General features: G+C 40.5%; 19 protein-coding genes. 10 read left to right on the forward strand and 9 right to left on the reverse strand.

All coding sequences use genetic code 11. From position 1 onward, the window contains the following. Positions 1–81 precede the first annotated feature (81 nt). The gene (locus ORQ98_RS10850) at positions 82–834 is read left to right on the forward strand and encodes a flagellar brake protein (RefSeq protein WP_274688825.1); all 753 of its coding nucleotides are present in this window, start codon (positions 82–84) and stop codon (positions 832–834) included. A gap of 276 nt (positions 835–1,110) precedes the next feature. Then, a complete protein-coding gene (locus ORQ98_RS10855; protein ID WP_274688826.1) occupies positions 1,111–1,581 on the forward strand; it encodes a hypothetical protein in 471 nt (156 codons plus the stop codon). A 303-nt stretch (positions 1,582–1,884) separates the two neighbouring features. On the opposite strand, the gene ORQ98_RS10860 is transcribed toward ORQ98_RS10855, so the two are convergent. Continuing rightward, complete coding sequence (locus tag ORQ98_RS10860) at positions 1,885–3,447, reverse strand: alkaline phosphatase family protein (RefSeq protein ID WP_274688827.1); 1,563 nt, start codon at positions 3,445–3,447, stop codon at positions 1,885–1,887. Positions 3,448–3,593: 146 nt separating this feature from the next. Here ORQ98_RS10860 and ORQ98_RS10865 point away from each other — a divergent pair, with 146 nt between their 5' ends. Then, entirely contained in the window at positions 3,594–4,157 is a 564-nt protein-coding gene (locus ORQ98_RS10865; protein WP_274688828.1) for a GNAT family N-acetyltransferase, read from the forward strand. A gap of 98 nt (positions 4,158–4,255) precedes the next feature. Beyond that, positions 4,256–4,723, forward strand: a complete 468-nt coding sequence (gene trmL, locus ORQ98_RS10870) for a tRNA (uridine(34)/cytosine(34)/5-carboxymethylaminomethyluridine(34)-2'-O)-methyltransferase TrmL (protein ID WP_274688829.1) — start codon at positions 4,256–4,258, stop codon at positions 4,721–4,723. A gap of 100 nt (positions 4,724–4,823) precedes the next feature. On the opposite strand, the gene secB is transcribed toward trmL, so the two are convergent. The 3 genes from secB to ORQ98_RS10885 form a co-directional block, all read right to left on the reverse strand. After that, positions 4,824–5,312 (reverse strand): protein-export chaperone SecB, encoded by a 489-nt coding sequence (gene secB / locus ORQ98_RS10875; RefSeq protein ID WP_274688830.1) that lies wholly within the window; start codon positions 5,310–5,312, stop codon positions 4,824–4,826. 240 nt (positions 5,313–5,552) lie between these two features. After that, positions 5,553–5,813: a glutaredoxin 3 gene (gene grxC, locus ORQ98_RS10880; RefSeq protein ID WP_274688831.1), complete on the reverse strand. Its 261-nt coding sequence runs from the start codon at positions 5,811–5,813 to the stop codon at positions 5,553–5,555. A 49-nt stretch (positions 5,814–5,862) separates the two neighbouring features. Next, positions 5,863–6,276: a rhodanese-like domain-containing protein gene (locus tag ORQ98_RS10885; protein WP_274688832.1), complete on the reverse strand. Its 414-nt coding sequence runs from the start codon at positions 6,274–6,276 to the stop codon at positions 5,863–5,865. A 201-nt stretch (positions 6,277–6,477) separates the two neighbouring features. Here ORQ98_RS10885 and gpmM point away from each other — a divergent pair, with 201 nt between their 5' ends. From gpmM to ORQ98_RS10900, 3 genes are all read left to right on the forward strand, one after another. Next, complete coding sequence (gene gpmM / locus ORQ98_RS10890) at positions 6,478–8,028, forward strand: 2,3-bisphosphoglycerate-independent phosphoglycerate mutase (RefSeq protein ID WP_274688833.1); 1,551 nt, start codon at positions 6,478–6,480, stop codon at positions 8,026–8,028. A 377-nt stretch (positions 8,029–8,405) separates the two neighbouring features. After that, positions 8,406–9,587, forward strand: a complete 1,182-nt coding sequence (locus ORQ98_RS10895; protein WP_274688834.1) for a murein hydrolase activator EnvC family protein — start codon at positions 8,406–8,408, stop codon at positions 9,585–9,587. Positions 9,588–9,726: 139 nt separating this feature from the next. Beyond that, a complete protein-coding gene (locus ORQ98_RS10900; RefSeq protein WP_274688835.1) occupies positions 9,727–11,043 on the forward strand; it encodes a S41 family peptidase in 1,317 nt (438 codons plus the stop codon). A 65-nt stretch (positions 11,044–11,108) separates the two neighbouring features. Here the strand turns inward: ORQ98_RS10900 and guaD are convergent, their stop codons facing one another. Continuing rightward, positions 11,109–12,422, reverse strand: coding sequence for a guanine deaminase (gene guaD / locus ORQ98_RS10905; protein ID WP_274688836.1), 1,314 nt, complete (start codon positions 12,420–12,422; stop codon positions 11,109–11,111). A 325-nt stretch (positions 12,423–12,747) separates the two neighbouring features. After that, on the reverse strand, positions 12,748–13,413 hold the full coding sequence (locus ORQ98_RS10910) for a TetR/AcrR family transcriptional regulator (RefSeq protein ID WP_274688837.1): 666 nt from the start codon (positions 13,411–13,413) through the stop codon (positions 12,748–12,750). A 561-nt stretch (positions 13,414–13,974) separates the two neighbouring features. Here ORQ98_RS10910 and ORQ98_RS10915 point away from each other — a divergent pair. Both ORQ98_RS10915 and ORQ98_RS10920 read left to right on the forward strand, forming a co-directional pair. Continuing rightward, positions 13,975–15,228, forward strand: a complete 1,254-nt coding sequence (locus ORQ98_RS10915; RefSeq protein WP_274688838.1) for an ABC transporter substrate-binding protein — start codon at positions 13,975–13,977, stop codon at positions 15,226–15,228. Between the two features lie 52 nt (positions 15,229–15,280). Then, on the forward strand, positions 15,281–16,084 hold the full coding sequence (locus ORQ98_RS10920; RefSeq protein WP_274688839.1) for a S1/P1 nuclease: 804 nt from the start codon (positions 15,281–15,283) through the stop codon (positions 16,082–16,084). A gap of 323 nt (positions 16,085–16,407) precedes the next feature. Here ORQ98_RS10920 and ORQ98_RS29590 read toward each other — a convergent pair whose 3' ends face one another. Further along, the gene (locus tag ORQ98_RS29590; protein WP_425347681.1) at positions 16,408–16,566 is read right to left on the reverse strand and encodes a helix-turn-helix domain-containing protein; all 159 of its coding nucleotides are present in this window, start codon (positions 16,564–16,566) and stop codon (positions 16,408–16,410) included. A 461-nt stretch (positions 16,567–17,027) separates the two neighbouring features. Between ORQ98_RS29590 and ORQ98_RS10925 the strand changes: the two genes are divergently transcribed. Next, positions 17,028–17,402 carry a DUF2750 domain-containing protein gene (locus ORQ98_RS10925; RefSeq protein WP_274688840.1) on the forward strand — a complete coding sequence of 125 codons (375 nt, stop codon included), beginning with the start codon at positions 17,028–17,030 and terminating at the stop codon, positions 17,400–17,402. A gap of 457 nt (positions 17,403–17,859) precedes the next feature. On the opposite strand, the gene hisF is transcribed toward ORQ98_RS10925, so the two are convergent. Continuing rightward, positions 17,860–18,633, reverse strand: a complete 774-nt coding sequence (hisF, locus tag ORQ98_RS10930; RefSeq protein WP_274688841.1) for an imidazole glycerol phosphate synthase subunit HisF — start codon at positions 18,631–18,633, stop codon at positions 17,860–17,862. 33 nt (positions 18,634–18,666) lie between these two features. Then, a complete protein-coding gene (gene hisA, locus ORQ98_RS10935; RefSeq protein WP_274688842.1) occupies positions 18,667–19,401 on the reverse strand; it encodes a 1-(5-phosphoribosyl)-5-[(5-phosphoribosylamino)methylideneamino]imidazole-4-carboxamide isomerase in 735 nt (244 codons plus the stop codon). Between the last annotated feature and the right edge of the window lie 16 nt (positions 19,402–19,417).

Below are 19,417 nucleotides of genomic sequence, written 5' to 3' on the forward strand. Positions count from 1 at the left end.
ATATACACAACCTTGCCGCAGCAACAAGAGCTAACTAGGCTTAAGGTGAAGAGCGATGTAACATAAACAGGCGTAACAGCAATGTTTCAGTGGTTTCGCAGACAGCGAGAAGAAAAAGCTCCTTCATATGACGGTAACAATCTACAGGTGCTAGCTAAGCTCTGCCAGGAGCACAGCTTTATTGATGTTCAACCAGTAGATATTAACCAAAATTATCGTAGTATAATTCTCCAGGTGCACCCTGAAGAAAATTATTTACTTATTGATGAGCTATACCCCAACCCTCCAGAGAAAGTACTAGAACCAGGTAATTTATTAAATATTAGTTGCCACGACCAAGGCTTTCGTACCCGTTTTCAATCTAATTTTTTAGGCTATGAAAGCTTTGATAATATGCCTGCCTATCGCCTTTCAATGCCAATTGATTTGCAACATGGTCAACGCCGAATGAACTTTAGAGTAAGCATCCCCTCTGAAGACTTTATTCGTGTAAGTCTCACAGGGTTTGGACCTGTTACAGCTTCTGGGCGCATTATTGACTTATCTAGCAGCGGCATCTGTTTAAAATTAATGGGGCCACCTCCTGATGGCTTACATCGAGATGGTCTTGTTGGTAATTGCATCTTTAAAACAACAGATGAAGAGCACGTTAAAAGTAAGCTTTTTGTTACTCATTTAGAGTTTAATCGTAAACCAATTACCCACACTATAGTGGGTGGACGGTTTATGAATATGGAGCCTCCTATTCATAAAAAGCTCGATCGTTTTATTGCAAAACTGCAAAGAGAACAAAGACGGCAATCTCTGGCTGCAAATGACAGCCATCCTTTTTAATCAATATATCTGTAATTCTATACCTCGACAAACTTGCTTATTTCATTAACACCATAGATTTTTCTAGGGCCTTGAGTTTTTTAATGTGAATGGTTTAACAAAACTAGTTTATTAAAAAAATATAACGAAAAGCACCCATTATACTTATACCTAAGTCAGCAATACACAAAACACTTTCTGTACCTACCAGTATTTATTCGAGCGAGTAATGGTAAATACTAAATAATCATTAATAACAAGTTACCTGTAGGCACATACATATTGGAGGGAGTTACCATGGAATTGGTCAATTACTTTAATCAAGTAAAAGAAGCCTGTCGAGAAGTTGTTACCCTTTATGAGCGAGCAGCCAAAAGCAATAGAGTAAATAGTGATAAGTTTTTATTACTAGAGGAGTTGGTACAGCTACTAGAAGCAGAATTCTGTCCACTCTGTAGAACTATTATTACCAAATATCGTATCGTTGGTATTTGCTTGCCTGATAAAACGCTAAAAAGAAAGTTAAGTTATTTATTTGATGAGATAACAGACCTCTTGCAAGGCGTAAGCAACCGTCTACAAAAACAGTTTAATCAGCTAAAAGCTAATGTTGATTATATTTTATCTTTAATTCCAGTCGTCGCATTAGTAAAAGATGTTTGCTTATATGCTAAAAATTTATTAGATGACTTTTCCAACATAGAAGACTTTTGTCAAATAGCGATAGGAAAAGTAAATCCTTCGTTATTATTTAAAGAATGCGCTTAAAAAACTTTATCGTTTTAATTATATAATCAGATACACGACGTTTTTAAATAAAAGTTACTTTTAGCCCCATAGAAAAGTGTCTAAAGGTTAAGATTAAAACTATGGCACAATCCAACCTCCCCCTTTGAAAAAGGGGAGTGAGGGGGATTTTTACAAGCAAATAAAGCGAAGACCGTTCAAAAACTATGGTCACTTTAATCCCCCCTAGCCCCCTTTATTAAAGGGGGAGAACCTTTTGCTAAAGCCTCTTATTAAAGGCTTTAGCGATCACCTCAGAAAGGGAGGACAACGCAGGGTAAGTATTTAACGAGACTGCTGTTGTTGAGTTGACTGAGGGTCATTCAACTTAGCTGCATGAGCCATAACATGGTAAATATAGTTTTGCTCATGGACACCATGGAATAAATGCGCCCAAGGGCCCGACGCATAAATAGCTACATCCTCACCGCCATGGGTTTCCGACGACATCGGCAACAGTGCTTCCTGAAAATAATTTTTCGATTTAGTATTAGCATCAATAATATTCATTCGACCAGGTTGACGCTGCCCTGATTGATCGCTAGCAGCACCCTGGCCACTGTAATACCCTAATGTTGTATAGGGCAAACCATCTGCTGCCAGGGTAGGCGATTTATTAGGCTGTCCTCTGCTATTATTTCCAACAACTTTACCTAAAATAGGGTTACCTCGTGTAGGATAACCTCCCATCGTAAAAACATGGCTATGATCTGCAGTAACAATTACCAGAGTTTCACGTGAGTCAGTCATTTTCATAGCTGTAGCAACCGCTTTTGAAAACTCAACTGTGTCATGCAATGCTCGGTAAGCATTTCCTGCATGATGGCCATGGTCAATTCGCCCGCCTTCAACCATTAGAAAAAAACCATTCTCATTTTTTTGTAAGATTTCAATAGCTTTAGCAGTCATTTCTGATAACGATGGCTCTCCTCCCTTATCATCATTTCTATCTGCTTCAAAAGCCATGTGCGAGCGATTGAATAACCCTAATAAGTGATCGACATTTGCTGCCTTGATAGACTTAAACTGTCGTTCATTCCAAACATATTGAGCATTACTGTATTTCGTTAACCACTCTGTAGCCAAATTCCGGCCATCTTCTCGCTCTCCTGCTTTATTCGGCTCTTCAGGATCAGCCTGGTTATCAGGCAAAAAACTTCGACGCCCTCCTCCTAGCGCTACTTCCAATCCATTACCATAAGGAAATTCAATTAATTGCCTGGCAATATCTTTACAGCCAGCACGCTTAGCAGAAGAAGGCATATCATCATCATCTTCCCACCCCCGTTCAGGACTATGAGCATAAGTGGCAGCAGGCGTTGCATGGGTGATTCGAGCCGTTGTCACAATACCTGTAGCCATTTCTGCCTGTTCAGCTTGCTCCAATAACGTCATTACCTTATATCTCTTAGCTGTCTCACAGTCCCCTCGAATAGCTTGTTGATTAACCGAAATAACCCCTGCCAGCGTTTTTACTCCTGTCATCATGGCAGTCATTGTTCCTGCCGAATCTGCTGTTTGCTGATTAGTGTTATAGGTTTTTGATAAGCTAACATAAGGAAGCTTTTCAAATGCTAATAAATTTTCTTCTCCTGTTTTACCCTTTAGTTGGCCATCTAAAATTCTGGCAGCAGTGACAGTTGACACTCCCATTCCATCACCAACAAATAAAATAACATTGCGAGCAAGTGCGGTATTTGGTTGTCGCTGAATAGCTTTAGCTACTGCTTGTTGACCTGCTTCAAACCAATTATCAGGTATAACTTGCTGAGCAAAAGCTGCTGATGGGATAATGCACCAACCGCAAAGTAAGCACTTACAGATAATCCGTTTTACTGTTAATTTCATTATAACTATCCTTAACTGTCGTAAAATCCAAGCTGTCTACATTAATTACGAACGTACTATTAAATTTAATTATTATTGATATTGAGCCACTTTTTTATGTCAGTAAAATGACGCTCTTTTTATAGAGAAGTGTAAAGCAAATTTATATGTTTAAACAGCTTAATACCAAACGCCTGACAGGAGTGCCACTCAACTTATCTCTAGTTGACCAACGATTAGTCGCTATTCAACAATCGGCGCCTCTTGTTGGTAAATGGTTATATTGGTGCAGCTCTGATTACTCAGCAGCTACCAATAAAGAATGGGTTGAATATTGTATTACTCAGCAACAACTTAAAACAGAGTTCAACTTTGCTTTCATCGGCAAAAATAACCAAGAATATATTGGTGAAGCTAGAATAAGTGGCACTAACCTTACTCATGGTTTTACTAACCTGAGTTATTGGGTTAACGCCAATTTTCTAAAACAAGGCTTCGCATCCGAGATAATTACAGCTGCTGCCCAGTTTTGCTTTGAAGAACTAAATTTGATTCGGGTAGAAATTGTGGTTGATATTGATAATCACGCTAGCATCAATACTGCTAAAAGGGTGGGAGGGCAATTAGAAGGCAGGTTACGACACCGTAGCAGAACCCCAGAGCAACCCCGTGACTCTTACATGTTTGGTTTGTTTCCTGATACTTTAGTGCAGCACTCTATCAATACATAGTACAATTACATACCTAAACAGAAGCACCCTAAAGGACACTTCTAATAATGAGTAGAGGTGCCCTAATAAACATTTTTAGCTATTGAGTATTAACCTCTATGCTCCATATCGTGTTATTTGAGCCTGAAATTCCACCTAATACTGGCAATATCATCCGCTTATGCGCGAATACTGGTTATCAACTGCATTTAATCAAGCCTTTAGGATTTGATTTGGATGATAAAAAGCTACGCCGCGCAGGGCTGGACTACTCAGAATTTGCCAAAGTGATTGTACATGAGTCACTCACAGCCTTTTGTCAATCAGTCAACTATAACCGCTTGTTTGCTATTAGTACTAAAGGTTCTACCCTCCATACATCGGTTCAATATGAACCTAATGATGCATTATTATTTGGCCCAGAAACTCGTGGGCTGCCCAGTAGCATTTTACAAAATGAGGTAAAACCCGAACATATTATACGACTACCCATGAAGCCCAACAGTCGTAGTATGAACCTATCTAACTGTGCTGCCGTAATGATTTATGAAAGCTGGCGGCAACTAGAATTTAAAAATGGGAAATAAGCTATAACTTACAAAATGGGCTACAACCAAAGAAAGGGGCTAAAGCCCCTTTCTTTGGTTTAATTCAATAGCAAACAGATAGTAAAAAGAATATTAAAACTTATTGAATAGTTTCTGGTTGCTGCTGTTCTTGCTCACGTTGTTGCAATGCTTGAGCATATAATGCATCAAAATTAACAGGTGCCAGCATAATTGGAGGGAAGCTGCCACGTAAAACTAAACTGTCAATGCACTCACGCGCATAAGGGAAAAGGATGTTCGGGCAAAAAGCACCCAGTGTTTGATGTAAAGAGGCGTCATCTAAGCCTTTTACTAAAAAGACACCTGACTGTTGTACTTCAACAACAAATGCGGTTTCTTCATTGTTAGTAACCGTTACTGTTAAAGATAAAACTACCTCAAATACTCCTTCCTCTAGTTGAGTGTTTTGGGTATTTAGATCTAAGTTAACCTGTGGCTGCCATTCTTTCGTGAATATCTCAGGTGCTTTGGGCGACTCAAATGAAAGGTCCTTCACATAGATCCGCTGTAATGCAAACTGAGGTTGATTCTCTTCGCCAGCTGCCTGATTTTGTTGATTTTCAGCCATTTACGTAATTCCTTAATTAATTTATGTCATTTAATACGCTAAGCAGGTCAGCAATACTAACTCAGCTGACACACCTTCGTCATGCATCACCTGGTTGGCCTGTGACAGCAACCATAGCACTAATCAATGTTTATGTCGCAAAATAAAGACGTCACTTGTTGGTTACTATATCTACATACCTATGAACTTTACATAGTATGGAGGCCAGAAGCCATAAACAATTATTAAAGGTGAATGGTGCTAATGAGCGTCAGCAATAAGCGGGTCAAGCCTGCCTTCGCGCTCTAAAGCATAAAGGTCATCACAGCCACCCACATGCTGTTTACCAATCCAAATTTGTGGTACCGAAGTACGCCCTGCTTTTTCAGCCATTTGCCTACGCACCCCTGGCTTACCATCCACACTTACCAATTGATAAGGCACTTGCTTACTATCAAGTAAGCGTAGTGCCCGGATACAAAAGGGACAGTAAGCTGAGCTGTAAATGGTTATACCACTCATCTTTCTTTAACATCCTCAGCAACACATAGTCACTAACAAAACCCTGGCATTACTTAATCACTGGCAAGTTTTCACTCGTCCAGGTTTGCATACCACCTTGCAACCTAAGCACTTGCTCAAAGCCAGCAGCTTTCAACGCTTTACCAGCTGTACTACCTTGTTGACCCATTTTATCAACGATAATAATGGGCTTGTCCTTGTGCTTTTCTAACTCTTTCATCCGTTCAGCAAACTTGGTAGATGGAATATTGATAGCATTAACAATATGTCCCGCCTGGAACTCCTTACCATCTCGAACATCTACCACTACTGCATCTTTGTTGTTTACTGCAGAAGTTAGCTGGCTGGTGGTGATAGTAGCCCCAGCTTTGCGCCCTTCGGTATAAATCAAAGCCGCCAATAGCGCTATAAAAGCAGTAACCAAGTATGGATGGTTGACAACAAACTCTATCAATTTCTCCATTTGTATTCAGACCTTGCGATTAAATAGGCTGGCAAGTATACAGGTTTCAATAACCATGCTAAATAGCTGTTAACAGGTTAAATGCTAAACATTGACTGCAATAAAAACCTCAGCTGCCTTCAATAGACCTCTAATTAGAATCTCGCTAATATCTCTCTTACCCCTTTATGTACCACTTATTTACGAGCAGCACTAATCCATATGAGTAACCAACGTCGTACTACCGCACTACTTATCCTTGATGGTTTTGGCTATAGCGAAACGTCAGAATCCAATGCTATTGCAGCAGCTGAAACGCCTGTTTGGGACAAGCTCTGGCAACAAAACCCTCGCAGTTTAGTTTCAGGGTCTGGGATAGATGTAGGGCTACCTGATGGCCAAATGGGGAACTCAGAAGTTGGCCATATGAACCTAGGGGCAGGCCGAGTGGTGTATCAAGACTTCACTCGTATAACTAAAGCCATTGCAGATGCCTCCTTTTTTACCAACCCAATTCTGACTGAAGTGGTAGACAAAGCGATTGCTGATAATAAAGCCGTGCATATTTTAGGCTTGCTATCTCCTGGCGGTGTACATAGTCATGAAGACCATATTTTAGCCATGATTGACTTAGCTGCTCAGCGTGGTGCTAAAGCAGTTTATGTACATGCATTTTTAGATGGTCGTGATACTCCCCCTCGTAGTGCTGAGGCATCATTAAAGCGAATTGAAGCCAAGCTTACAGACTTAGGTGTGGGTCACATTGCCAGTTTAATCGGTCGCTACTTCGCCATGGATCGTGACAATCGTTGGGACCGAGTTGCAGCTGCTTATAACTTGCTTACTTTAGGTACCGCAGAGTTCTCTGCAGAAGATCCAGTTGCTGGCTTGCAAGCAGCTTATGTTAGAGATGAAAATGACGAGTTTGTTAAGGCAACCAGCGTAACTCCTGCCGACCAGAAACCTGCCGTTATTGGCGATGGTGACGCAGTTGTGTTTATGAACTTTCGTGCTGACCGAGCCAGGCAGCTAACACGCGCATTCGTAGAAGACAACTTTAGTGGCTTTGAACGGAATAGCCGACCTAATCTTGCTGGTTTTGTCATGCTCACTCAATATGCTGCTGATATTCCTGCACCTTGCGCATTTCCACCAGCATCATTAAAAAACACCCTTGGTGAATATTTAGCATCTCTTGGAAAAACCCAATTACGTATTGCAGAAACAGAAAAGTACGCTCATGTAACCTTTTTCTTTAGTGGGGGAGAAGAAACCCCTTATGAGGGCGAAACTCGTATTTTGGTTAACTCACCGGATGTAGCCACTTATGACCTAAAACCTGAAATGAGTGCCCCCGAAGTCACTGATAAGCTAGTTGAAGCAATTACCAGTGGAAAGTACGACTTAGTGGTATGTAATTATGCGAATGGTGATATGGTAGGCCACACTGGTGTTTTTGATGCGGCAGTGAAAGCAGTTGAATGTCTTGATGAATGCCTTAGCCGAATTCTTAAAGCGCTGGAGCAAGTTAATGGTCAATGTTTGATTACCGCTGATCATGGTAATGTAGAGCAGATGAGTAACGCAGAAACAGGACAGGCCCATACGGCCCATACGTGTGAGCCTGTACCACTAGTCTATGCTGGCCCAAAAGCGATTAGGATTAAAGATGGCGGTATTCTGTCAGATATTGCCCCGACAATACTTAGCTTAATGGAACTACCCATTCCAGAAGAAATGACAGGTAAAATATTAGTGGAGCAAGCAAACTAGTTTTGTCACAAAGACTTAGGAACGTGTACGAAATAACTTACAGTTTTGGCTCCAATCCATCCCGCTTGGCTGTGTTGCAAAAACTCGACGTAGGCCCACTATGCCTTCTTTTTTGCGCCTTGCCAAACGGGCGCCTTGGAACAAAAATCTAGCAAGTTATTTCGTGCACGTCCCTTATTTCCTCATAAGCCAAAAAATAAGTTAAAAAACTTACGGAATTAATCCGCTGTTTCTTCCTCTAAAAAACCCAACATATATGTTGGGTTTTTTAGCTTTTCGTGAAGTTTCTTTGCGACATCGTTAATTAGCAGGCATACTTAAAAAAACACCTTCTGGTGTGTTTCATTAAATGTTTCCAACTACAAGTGTTGTAATCAATGTTGAAATTTATCTTTTCCTTGACCAAACAACTTTATAAACCTATCTGTATTTGTTTAATAAGCAGTACTGCCCTCCTCTACAGCAGCATTAGCTGGGCTAACCCTGAATTACAAGAAAAAGAAAAACAATTAAAACAATTACAGGCTGAAATTAAAAAAACTCAGCAGCTACTCAAAAAAATTCAGCAACAACGCTCTAACGTACAGCAGTCGTTGCAAACAAGTGAGCAGGAAATGGAGCAGCTTCATAAAAAAGTGCAAGAAATTGAAAACCGGTTGCAGGAGGGCCAGCAACAACTAAAAAAGCTCCAAACTAGGCAGCACCAACTCAGGGTTGCCAAGCGTCAACAGCAACAACAACTAGAACAAACCATGTTACTGGCGCTGTACACAGGTCAAAACTCTAATATAAAAATGTTGCTGAACCAACAGCAACCTACTGACGTTGCACGTACCCAAAAATATCTTGGCTATCTCGCCCAAGCCCGTCAACAAAAAGTCACTGAGTTTAATCAAACTATTCAGTCGTTAACTCAGGTTGGCCAACAAATTAAAGCAACTAACACTCAGCTGGCTAACCAGCAGCTTGCCTTAGCCAAACAAAAGCAAGCACTCACAACCCAAAAAGCAAAGAGACGCCTGCTATTAAAGCAGCTTGAGCAAGAGCTGGCGGCTAAAGACCAGACGCTGGCATCCCAACAGAAAGAGCGATCAGAGCTAGAGCAAGTTCTCAAAACCTTAGCAAAAACGATTACTCCCCTGCCTCTACCAGGCACGCCTTTCTACAAACAGCGAGGCAAACTCCCCTGGCCAATCCAAGGAAAAGTAACAAACCGCTATGGTAGTTTGAAAAAACAAACTAAATTAAAGTGGCAGGGTCTATTTATTCAAAGTAATGAGGGCTCCTCAGTATCAGCCGTACACCATGGCAGAGTAGTGTTTTCTGATTGGCTGAGAGGGTCAGGCCTGTTAATTATTGTGGATCATGGCGGCGGCTATATGTCACTGTACGCTCATAACCAAACGCTACTAAAAGAAACAGGCGAATGGGTAAAAGCAGGTGAAGCAATTGCAACGGTTGGCAATACAGGCGGAAACAATGAAATCGGGCTTTACTTTGAGATAAGACATAAAGGTCGGCCACAAAACCCAAGTGGGTGGATAGTTGCCCGTCGGTAAGGTCGCCCAGTAATCAATAAGCAGATAGAGATCACGAATCGCAAGGGCCTAAACAGAGGATGTTACAAGGGCAGTGGTTTTACCACATCTCATAGGATATAAATACCTTAATAGAGAGTTATTCAATCGAGAGTTTTTAATGATCAGCAAACGCTTAAAGTTTTCCCCTTCAGTTCGTCATCTCGCTTTCGCAGTGACTGCCCTTGTTAGTAGCCTAGCGTTTGCCGAAACCGAGCCGAACCAGCCCTTGAAAGGCCGCTTGCCACTACAAGAACTTCGCACCTTTGCAGAAGTATTTGACCGCATCAAAGTGGCATACGTTGAAAATGTTGATGACAAAACCCTTTTAGAAAATGCCATCAAAGGTATGCTGACCGGGCTAGACCCCCACTCTGCTTACCTTGACCCCAAAGACTTTGAGGACTTGCAAATCAATACCACTGGTGAGTTTGGTGGGCTAGGCATTGAAGTTGGTATGGAAAACGGATTTGTCAAAGTCATTGCTCCTATCGACGATACGCCTGCACAACGTGCTGGTGTAGAAGCTGGAGACCTCATCATCAAGCTTGACCAAAAACCAGTCAAAGGCATGAGCCTAAACGAAGCCGTAGAAATGATGCGAGGCAAGCCTGGTGAGCCAATTACATTAACTATTGTGCGTGAAGGCAATAGTAAGCCTTTTGATATCGTGATCAAGCGCGACATCATTAAAGTACAAAGCGTCAAGTCCAAGCCACTTGATGAAGGCTACGGCTACATTCGAATTACTCAATTCCAAATCGACTCAGGCGATGAAGTCGTTAATGCCATCAAAAAGCTAGCCAAAGCCAATAAAGGCAAATTAAATGGACTGATATTGGACCTACGCAATAATCCAGGTGGGGTTTTGCAAGCAGCAGTGGATGTTTCTGATGCATTTTTGAAAAAAGGTGTCATCGTTTATACAAAAGGTCGTATTCCAAACTCTGAGTTGCGCTTTAAAGCAGACGAAAAAGACCCATCCAATGGTGTACCCGTTGTTGTATTAATCAATAGCGGCTCTGCTTCTGCTTCAGAGATTGTTGCAGGGGCTTTACAAGACCATAAACGCGCCATCATTATGGGAACTGATAGTTTTGGTAAAGGCTCCGTACAAACAGTCTTACCCCTTAATAACCAGCGAGCCTTAAAGTTAACAACAGCTCTGTATTACACCCCTAATGGTCGCTCTATTCAAGCACAAGGTATTGAGCCAGATATTACTGTTGATAGGGCTAAAGTCACTAAACTCGATCAAGGCGTCACTTATAAAGAAGCAGATCTACAGGGACATTTGAATAATGGTAATGGTTTAAAAGATAAACCTAGCTCTCTCAAGGCAAAAAAAGTAGATAAGCAGCTGGAAAGTGACAACCAGTTACAGCAAGCGCTAAGTCTTCTTAAAGGCCTAAGTATTGCCAATAAAGCGATTAAATAAATAAAAAAGCCGCTAGCTTAATAAAGTTAGCGGCTTTTTTAAACCAAGAATCTACAACATATTTTTTAATTGCGAGCATCTCGCTGATAAACTAACTGCCCCATAATATAAGTAGCCGCTACTGCTCGATCATCCCCCAGTGTTGTTAGCACAAACAATTTTTCCAACAAATCTGTCGTATGCTGTAAGCGATATTTGATCAATGGCGTTGCTTGATAATCCAATACCACAAAATCAGCTTCTTTCCCCTTAGCAAAATTACCGATTTTGCTATCAAGACTAAGCGCTTTTGCTCCACCTAAAGTAGCCAAATAAAATGACTTTAAGGGTGACAATTGTTGTTTTTTTAGCTGGCTGACTTTATAACCATCACCAAGCGTTTGTAGCAAAGAAAAGCTGGTTCCACCGCCCACATCGGTACCCATCCCTACCTTGACACCATACTTTTCCATTTTTGCCAAATCAAATAATCCACTGCCTAAAAATAAGTTGGAAGAAGGGCAAAAAGCTAAAGCAGATTCAGTTTCAGCCAGCCGCTGACATTGGTGATCACAAAGATGCACGCCATGAGCAAAAACAGACCGATTCCCCAACAGCTGATGTGTATCGTATACATCCAAATAGTCTTTGGCATCTGGAAACAACTGTTTAATCAGCTCAATTTCATCAGTATTTTCTGACAAGTGTGTATGCAAATAAACACCTGGAAACTCTTGTAACAACTGCCCCGCTTTAGCCAGCTGCTCTTTACTTGAGGTAATGGCAAAACGAGGAGTTACTGCATAAAGCAGCCGATCTTGCTGATGCCAACGTTCGATAAGTGCTTTGGATTGTTGATAGCTGGACTCTGGTGTATCCAATAAATCTTCCGGCGCTTGCCTGTCCATCATTACCTTACCAGCAATCATTCGTAAACGGCGGCGCTGTGCTTGAGTAAAAAATGCATCTATCGACTCTGGATGAACCGTACCAAAGACCAAAGCAGTAGTGGTGCCATTGCGTAACAGCTCATTTAGAAATACCTCTGCTACTTCCTCTGCATGAGCTTGGTCAGTAAAAGCCATTTCTGCGGGAAATGTATATTTTTCCAGCCAATCAAGAAGCTGCTCACCATAAGAAGCAATCATTCCCGTTTGAGGGTAATGAATATGAGTATCAATAAACCCAGGTGTTATTAAGCAGTTGGGATAGTGATTAATTGATGCAGACTTTGGTAACAGTGGTAGCAATTGCTCTGCTGGCCCGACGTTATCAATATACCCATTTTTTATAATTAACAGTCCATCAGGAAAGTATTGATAAGCTTGATCACCTGCACTGGCAGGGTCTGCAGTAAAGTGCAGCAAAGCTGCACGAACAGCCGTAATAGTGTCTGACATAGACTCTTTCTCTTAGGTTCTTGCTAAGGAACGTGCATAAAACACTGCACTATACGCACAAAAACCAAGCCAATGGCTTGGTTTTGCTAATAACAAGAGGTTAGCTTGTACTTTGCTTAGTCAGTATCCAGTGCTCTGGCTGCCTAATAATCCAACCAAAAAACTGGGCTATGTTGATCTTATATCAAAAACCTGACCACAAAGACAAACTTTAACGAGCATAGCTCGAATATCACTTGGTGTAAACACTTCCAAAACAACGAGAAGTAGAGCCTCTGATTCTACTCTCCCTAACGCCAGTCCAAGCACTTCTCCCCTATTCAAACTAACGCCTGATGCCACAGCCCTTAAGAATTATTTGAGTAATTTGCTCGGCAGCCTGTTGATAATCGTCATCTGCTAAGTTTTCTTTACCTAGCACAGCTTTCACTTGTTCGCCAAAATCAGCATAGTGCTGAGTAGAAGCCCAAATTAAAAACAACAAGTGATAAGGGTCAACTGGATCCATTTTGCCTTGAGCAATCCAGGCTTTAATAACACTTGCTTTTTCAGCTACCCAGTTTTCAAAGTCAGTTTCAATATACTGACTTAAGAAGGGAGCACCATGAATGATTTCACTGGCAAAAATTCTGGATGCCAAAGGGTTTGTTTTAGAGTACATGACCTTAGAATGGATGTAAGCAGCTAATGCCTCAGCAGGGTCATCATCTGGCTTAATATCGTTAAAAGCAGAATTCCATAGCTCAATGATGTTATGCAATACAGCACCATAAAGATCTATCTTACTTTTAAAGTAATAGTGAACATTTGCTTTTGGTAACCCTGCTCGCTCTGCAATCTTCCTTACTGAAGCCCCTTTAAAGCCATGGTTGACAAACTCAATTTCAGCGGCATCAATAATCACCTGCTCATTTTGTTGGCGAATTTTACCAGTAGGCTTGCGTTGTTTATCAGCCGCCGCTTTTGTCAAGATATTCTCTGTACTACTCATTAGCTAGCCACATCAAATGTTAATTGAATCAGAAAGTAGGCTGTACTCCTACAAGCAACCTTTCTTTAAGAGGTGACACTATTCACTTAGGGTATACTTACTGCAAGCTATGCTCAAACCCTAACCTCTATAGACTAGCCTATCAAAGCTTGTTGCTACTCCCAAGCAATAACTGCAAAAGGATTTGATAGCTATCAGTTGTGGCATTAAGACAAAAGATTGAAGACACTGGTAGCATAAAGGGCACCTCTAATAATTGTTTTCAGTCTCTGGCCTTCTGGTAAATTCGCAATCAAGGCGTTGGTTTGAAGGCATGCTGGTGGCCTGTCGAAAAGCAACAACACTGAGTGCGGGTTTACCAGAAGGCCCTGAAAGGCGCTGCCTGACGGGCTCTTGCACTGCGTTGGCTTGTTTGGAAAGGCAACCTAGCCTTACACTGCACAAGCCGTCTTATTCAAGACCCCGTCAGCTTGCGCAGAGGCCATAAACAATTATTAGAGGTGCCCTAAACATGAGGCATTCACTGCTAATATTATAGTAATGAGTTAGTTGTTAGCTGGTATGTGGCCTAAAAGTATTTCTCTTTTAATTTTGGGGGTAGCCTTTAATGCTATTGCCCAATCTCAACCCCCGAAAGCCTATTTAGATGTCTCAGTGCTTAACTTAGGCGGACCGATGGGCTCTGCTTTTCGTTATTTAGCCAGTGAGTTCCAACGTCGCCATCCAGAAGTAAAAGTAAGGTTACATACAGAATCTGATGCCAATTACAAAAAAAAACTAATTCAGTGGTTAACAGCTGAAAAAGGAATGGATGTTCTTCACTGGCAAGCAGGTGAACGCTTGTTTAACTTAGTGAGAAAAGGTTATCTAAAGCCTATAACCCCACTGTGGCAACAACAGCAATGGAACAATGCATTTTCTTCAGGCATGCAAGACCTGGTAAAATTTAATGATGACTTTTATGCCGTACCCTTTAGCTATTATCATTGGGCTATTTATTATAAAAAATCCACATTCAAGAAATTAAATATTACCCCACCAACGACCTGGAATACACTTATTGAAATATGTAAAAAAATACGAGCTAACCAAAAAAATCCTATTGTCTTAGGTAATAAATACTTATGGCCAGCAGAGTCCTGGTTTGATTATATCAATTTAAGGCTTAACGGTATTGAGTTTCACCAGGCATTATTAGCAGGCAATATTTCTTATAAAGACCAGCGAGTTAAGCAGGTATTTATTCACTGGAAACAACTGATAGATAATAAATGTTTTAACCCACTGCCAGAAGAATATGACTGGTATGAAGTATTGCCAGAGCTTAATCGTGAGAGTGCCACAATGATGCTGATAGGCCATTTTATCACCAGCAAAGCATCGAGAAACTTACTTAATGATCTGGACTTTTTTCCTTTTCCCAAAATAAACCCTTCAACCCCCCAATATGAAGAAGCCCCCACTGACATATTTACTATCCCCCACAATACTAAAAACTTGAAGCTGGCAAAACAATTTTTAATCATGGTTGCTCAACCAGATGTGCAAACCACTCTTAATCAAAAAATGAAGTTCTTACCCCCTAGGCTAGGCGCAAAAGCTAGCGATCAAGCACTAACCAAAAAAGGTAAAAAGTTGTTAGATGAAGCCGAAGGAATAACCCAGTTTTTTGACCGAGATGCTCCCAAACCAATGGTAGACGTTGCCAACCAGCTATTCGCAGAGTTTATAAAAACAGCTGATGTAGAATCTGTTACGGATAAACTAGAAGCAGCCAGACAAAAGTTATACAACATTAATAACAATTTATTTTAAATTCATAAACTTCTGTTGTACTGTTTGACTTGACAAACAAAAGGACAGATCAATGGTTTTGTGGAACTTGAAAAGTATCAGTATTTTTAGTTATGTAATCGCCTACTTTTGCTTAAATTCACAGTCTACATGGGCTTTTGGTCAAAATGGTCACCGCATTGTTGCCCATATAGCAGAAGCTTACTTAACACCTAAAACAGAAAAAGCGATCAAACAAATAACAGGCAAGTACCAACTTGCACAATTAGCTACCTGGCCAGACGAAATAAAATCAGAACCAAGTTGGGATTATGCAAAACCCTGGCACTATATTTCTATTGATGATAACGAGTCATTCGAAAGCTTAAACCGGAGTCCTAATGGAGACATCTTATCTGCTTTAGTACATTTTGAGAGAGTATTAACAAATTCCAAAACCACTCAAAGTAATAAATGGCAAGCCCTAGCTTTTTATACTCATCTTGTTGGCGATATTCATCAACCTTTACATGTCGGATACAGAAATGACCGTGGAGGCAATGATATAGCTGTTAAATGGTTTGAAAAGAATTCAAACCTACATGCTGTTTGGGATACAGAGTTAATTGAAAACCAGCGATTAAGCTATAAAGATTACGCAAGCTTTATCAATATTGCCACAAGCAGCCAAGTAACAAGTTGGCAAAAAGCTTCATACCTGGACTGGGCTAAAGAGTCAAAAGCAATCAGAAAACAAGCCTATGACTTTAACAATATAGATTCAGATATACCACAATTAAGCTATAAATATACTTACCAGAAAACAAAGATTATCAATCAACGACTGTTAATAGCTGGTGTACGGTTAGCGGGGAAACTGAATAGCTTTTTTGATTAGTACTCAAAAATCGGCTACTCCTTTTATAGTACAGAATTTAAAGTTTATACACATCATTGCGACTAATACAAAAAGTGATAGAAGGATAGCAGCAGGAATTACTAGTTTGTAACCAAGAGGTATAAAAAATGAAGTAGAAATAATTGGTGCGATTAACATTATCATTGACTGAATTCCCTGAGAAAAGGATGACGCCTGATGAATTGTATGAGGATAAGCATTCATCAAGCCATTTTGAAATAAAATAGTAAAGTTAGACCCAATTATACCTGATACAAACATGCAGATACTTAACACAGCAACATGTACACTAAAAAGAATACTCAGCCCAATCCTATATATATCACTTGCGAATCATTTTTAGGTGTAAAGAAAAAGCGGTTTAGACTCACAGCGATGGCTGAACGACTAAAACCAGCTGCTAAATAAGCTGAAATTTGATATCGTTCTTCCAGAGTTATCTGCTTGTAAGCCTTGACCATTAACAACTCCAATCTTGGCAGAAAAGAGAAGCAGGCTATTATAGCAGATAGCCCCTTTCATCCTAGATGTTGTTGAGTTGCACTTGTTAGTTGAATACTCCAGTAAAGTTTATGACTCTAATTCATAAACTTTATTTATTGAGAATTATCACCATACCAATTTATAGTAGATATACGACAGTGGAAGCGGTCAGGTGGTACTGTCTCCATTCAATATAAGCTCCAGCAGACTAATAACTCACTTCGTTAGCTACAGCTGTGCTTATTATTAGGGCCACCGCTCCTGAGCTTACTTGTCGTATAATAGGGCCCTACTTTGGGGTTCGTTTATTTATTCTTTTCTCAACTTGTGTAGAGTGTATCTATAGAAGAGGAATGTACCTCTAGATTAAGGGGCATTATTGCCCCTGTTTTTTATTCATATCTAAGTTTTACTAAGAATAATTGATGGGGTTATTTAAATGCGGTCTCCATTGCCTGATGATCTGGCCACCATTGCCACCTGGCCACGCTTAAAACGTTACTGTTATTTTTTTGAAGAAGCGGTTGAAACCGATCAAATCTGGACATTATATCGAAGAAGTTGGGCCATCGAACAATCCAACGGCTATCATACTTTTCCCCTTTGGCCCAACCAGGCTTTTGCAACTATTTGTGCGACTAAACAATGGCAATGCTTTAAGCCTATACAATTTAATATAGAGATTATATTGAAGGAAGTAATCCCAATGTTAGATAACAGTTTATGGTTTCCATCAATTTTTCAAACTCCTTCTGACAAAGGCACAATTATAAATACTCAACTATTAAAAGATGAATTATTAAGTCTGATGTAATTAAAACCACGCATCCACTATTCTGGTTGGGTCAGGGGTGTTTCATCCCTTTTGCCGGGTTTTGCTGTACTGGTCTTTTTTCAATCATTAAAAGAAAAAATAAATTTTGCAGATTATCACCAATTATTTTTTCAATAAAAAAAGCGGTAACAAAGTTACCGCAAAAAAACGCTCGCTTTGTGAATGATGAAACGGTTTGCCCATCACTCTGTCCTTCATGAACAACTTCTTCAAGAGTGATTAAAGAGTACGCCAGAATTTCATTTTATGAAACAGTATCTATTAATATAAAATAAATGAGGTACAGTAATACTAAAAATTAAGCACTTACACTTTCTTTAGTCACAAAAAAAGACCATATTAATGGCCTTTCATTAAAAAATAAGTGTTCACTTTACCTAATCTATACCTATCACGAATCATTTTTAGGTGTAAAAATAAAGTGTATATAGGCTCCCTATAAGCGCATTTCTATTCCCTGTTCACTTAGATACTGCTTAGCTTGTGGAATTGTATATTCGCCAAAATGAAAAATACTAGCAGCTAATACGGCATCTGCTTTACCAAGTTTGATACCGTCAACTAAATGATCTAAATTGCCTGCACCACCAGAAGCAATCACTGGAATCACTACAGCATCACTAATTGCATGAGTTACTCCTAAGTCATAACCATTTTTAACGCCATCTTGGTCCATACTGGTTAAAAGAATTTCACCTGCACCATACTGTTCCATTTTTCTGGCCCATTCGATAGCATCTAGCCCCGTAGGTCTTCTGCCGCCATGCGTAAACACCTCCCACTTATCAGGCTCACCTGGTTTACTCACTTTTTTGGCATCAATTGCCACCACTATGCACTGGGCACCAAACTTTGCGGATGCCTCTGCAACAAATTCCGGGTTAAATACGGCAGTTGTGTTAATGCTGACTTTATCTGCACCTGCATTAAGCAGGTTTCTGATATCTTGCAAGTTACGAATACCACCCCCAACAGTTAATGGGATAAACACTTCACTAGCGATTTTTTCTACCGTATGAATGGTGGTATCTCGTTCTTCATGGCTGGCGGTAATATCCAGAAAGGTTAATTCATCTGCTCCCTGCTCGTTGTATCGTTTGGCCACCTCTACTGGGTCACCAGCATCACGAATATCAACAAACTGAACACCTTTTACTACCCGGCCATTTTCTACATCCAGGCAAGGAATAATTCGTTTGGCTAATCCCATTTTTTACCTCACAGCTTTAACTGCACATTTTCTTTAGCTGTTTTGATCACAATACTGCTGAGCTTCAGCCACATTTAAACTGCCTTCATAAATAGCTCGGCCAGTTATAGCCCCTTCAATACCATCCTTAGCAACGGCTTGTAAGGCCTTGATATCCTCTATATTAGTGATACCACCTGAAGCAATGACAGGAATGCTAATAGCCTGGGCCAAGGCGTGGGTACTGGTTACATTCACTCCTTGCATCATGCCATCTCTGGCAATATCTGTGTATACAATAGCACTGACCCCATCCCCTTCGAACTGGCTGGCTAATTCGGTTACTTCAATGTCCGATACCTCTGCCCAGCCATCAGTAGCCACTTTGCCATCTTTTGCATCCAGGCCAACAATGATATGGCCAGGGAATGCTTTACAAGCCTCTTTCACAAACTGTGGTTGCTTGACTGCCTGAGTACCAATAATCACATAGGTCACTCCGGCATTCAGGTAGTGTTCAATAGTAGTTAGGTTACGAATTCCACCACCGATTTGAATGGGCAGATTTGGATGAGTTTTAGCAATTTGCTTAACAATCTCCCCATTGACAGGCTCTCCTTCAAAAGCTCCGTTTAAGTCAACTAAATGCAAACGTCGCCCGCCTTGCTCCACCCAATGGCTAGCCATCGCTACTGGGTCATCAGAAAAAACCGTCGCATCTTCCATATCACCTTGGCGTAACCGAACACAGGCACCATCTTTTAGATCAATTGCTGGAATAATTAACATTACTTTATGTATACCT

This window comes from Spartinivicinus poritis, assembly GCF_028858535.1.
Lineage (GTDB): Bacteria > Pseudomonadota > Gammaproteobacteria > Pseudomonadales > Zooshikellaceae > Spartinivicinus > Spartinivicinus poritis.

Bases quoted from the DNA above. Each gene is read 5' to 3' on its own strand.
- ORQ98_RS10850 (WP_274688825.1), top strand. From the start codon at position 82: ATGTTTCAGTGGTTTCGCAGACAGCGAGAAGAAAAAGCTCCTTCATAT.
- ORQ98_RS10855 (WP_274688826.1), top strand. From the start codon at position 1,111: ATGGAATTGGTCAATTACTTTAATCAAGTAAAAGAAGCCTGTCGAGAA.
- ORQ98_RS10860 (WP_274688827.1), bottom strand. From the start codon at position 3,447: ATGAAATTAACAGTAAAACGGATTATCTGTAAGTGCTTACTTTGCGGT.
- ORQ98_RS10865 (WP_274688828.1), top strand. From the start codon at position 3,594: ATGTTTAAACAGCTTAATACCAAACGCCTGACAGGAGTGCCACTCAAC.
- trmL (WP_274688829.1), top strand. From the start codon at position 4,256: ATGCTCCATATCGTGTTATTTGAGCCTGAAATTCCACCTAATACTGGC.
- secB (WP_274688830.1), bottom strand. From the start codon at position 5,312: ATGGCTGAAAATCAACAAAATCAGGCAGCTGGCGAAGAGAATCAACCT.
- grxC (WP_274688831.1), bottom strand. From the start codon at position 5,813: ATGAGTGGTATAACCATTTACAGCTCAGCTTACTGTCCCTTTTGTATC.
- ORQ98_RS10885 (WP_274688832.1), bottom strand. From the start codon at position 6,276: ATGGAGAAATTGATAGAGTTTGTTGTCAACCATCCATACTTGGTTACT.
- gpmM (WP_274688833.1), top strand. From the start codon at position 6,478: ATGAGTAACCAACGTCGTACTACCGCACTACTTATCCTTGATGGTTTT.
- ORQ98_RS10895 (WP_274688834.1), top strand. From the start codon at position 8,406: ATGTTGAAATTTATCTTTTCCTTGACCAAACAACTTTATAAACCTATC.
- ORQ98_RS10900 (WP_274688835.1), top strand. From the start codon at position 9,727: ATGATCAGCAAACGCTTAAAGTTTTCCCCTTCAGTTCGTCATCTCGCT.
- guaD (WP_274688836.1), bottom strand. From the start codon at position 12,422: ATGTCAGACACTATTACGGCTGTTCGTGCAGCTTTGCTGCACTTTACT.
- ORQ98_RS10910 (WP_274688837.1), bottom strand. From the start codon at position 13,413: ATGAGTAGTACAGAGAATATCTTGACAAAAGCGGCGGCTGATAAACAA.
- ORQ98_RS10915 (WP_274688838.1), top strand. From the start codon at position 13,975: ATGTGGCCTAAAAGTATTTCTCTTTTAATTTTGGGGGTAGCCTTTAAT.
- ORQ98_RS10920 (WP_274688839.1), top strand. From the start codon at position 15,281: ATGGTTTTGTGGAACTTGAAAAGTATCAGTATTTTTAGTTATGTAATC.
- ORQ98_RS29590 (WP_425347681.1), bottom strand. From the start codon at position 16,566: ATGGTCAAGGCTTACAAGCAGATAACTCTGGAAGAACGATATCAAATT.
- ORQ98_RS10925 (WP_274688840.1), top strand. From the start codon at position 17,028: ATGCGGTCTCCATTGCCTGATGATCTGGCCACCATTGCCACCTGGCCA.
- hisF (WP_274688841.1), bottom strand. From the start codon at position 18,633: ATGGGATTAGCCAAACGAATTATTCCTTGCCTGGATGTAGAAAATGGC.
- hisA (WP_274688842.1), bottom strand. From the start codon at position 19,401: ATGTTAATTATTCCAGCAATTGATCTAAAAGATGGTGCCTGTGTTCGG.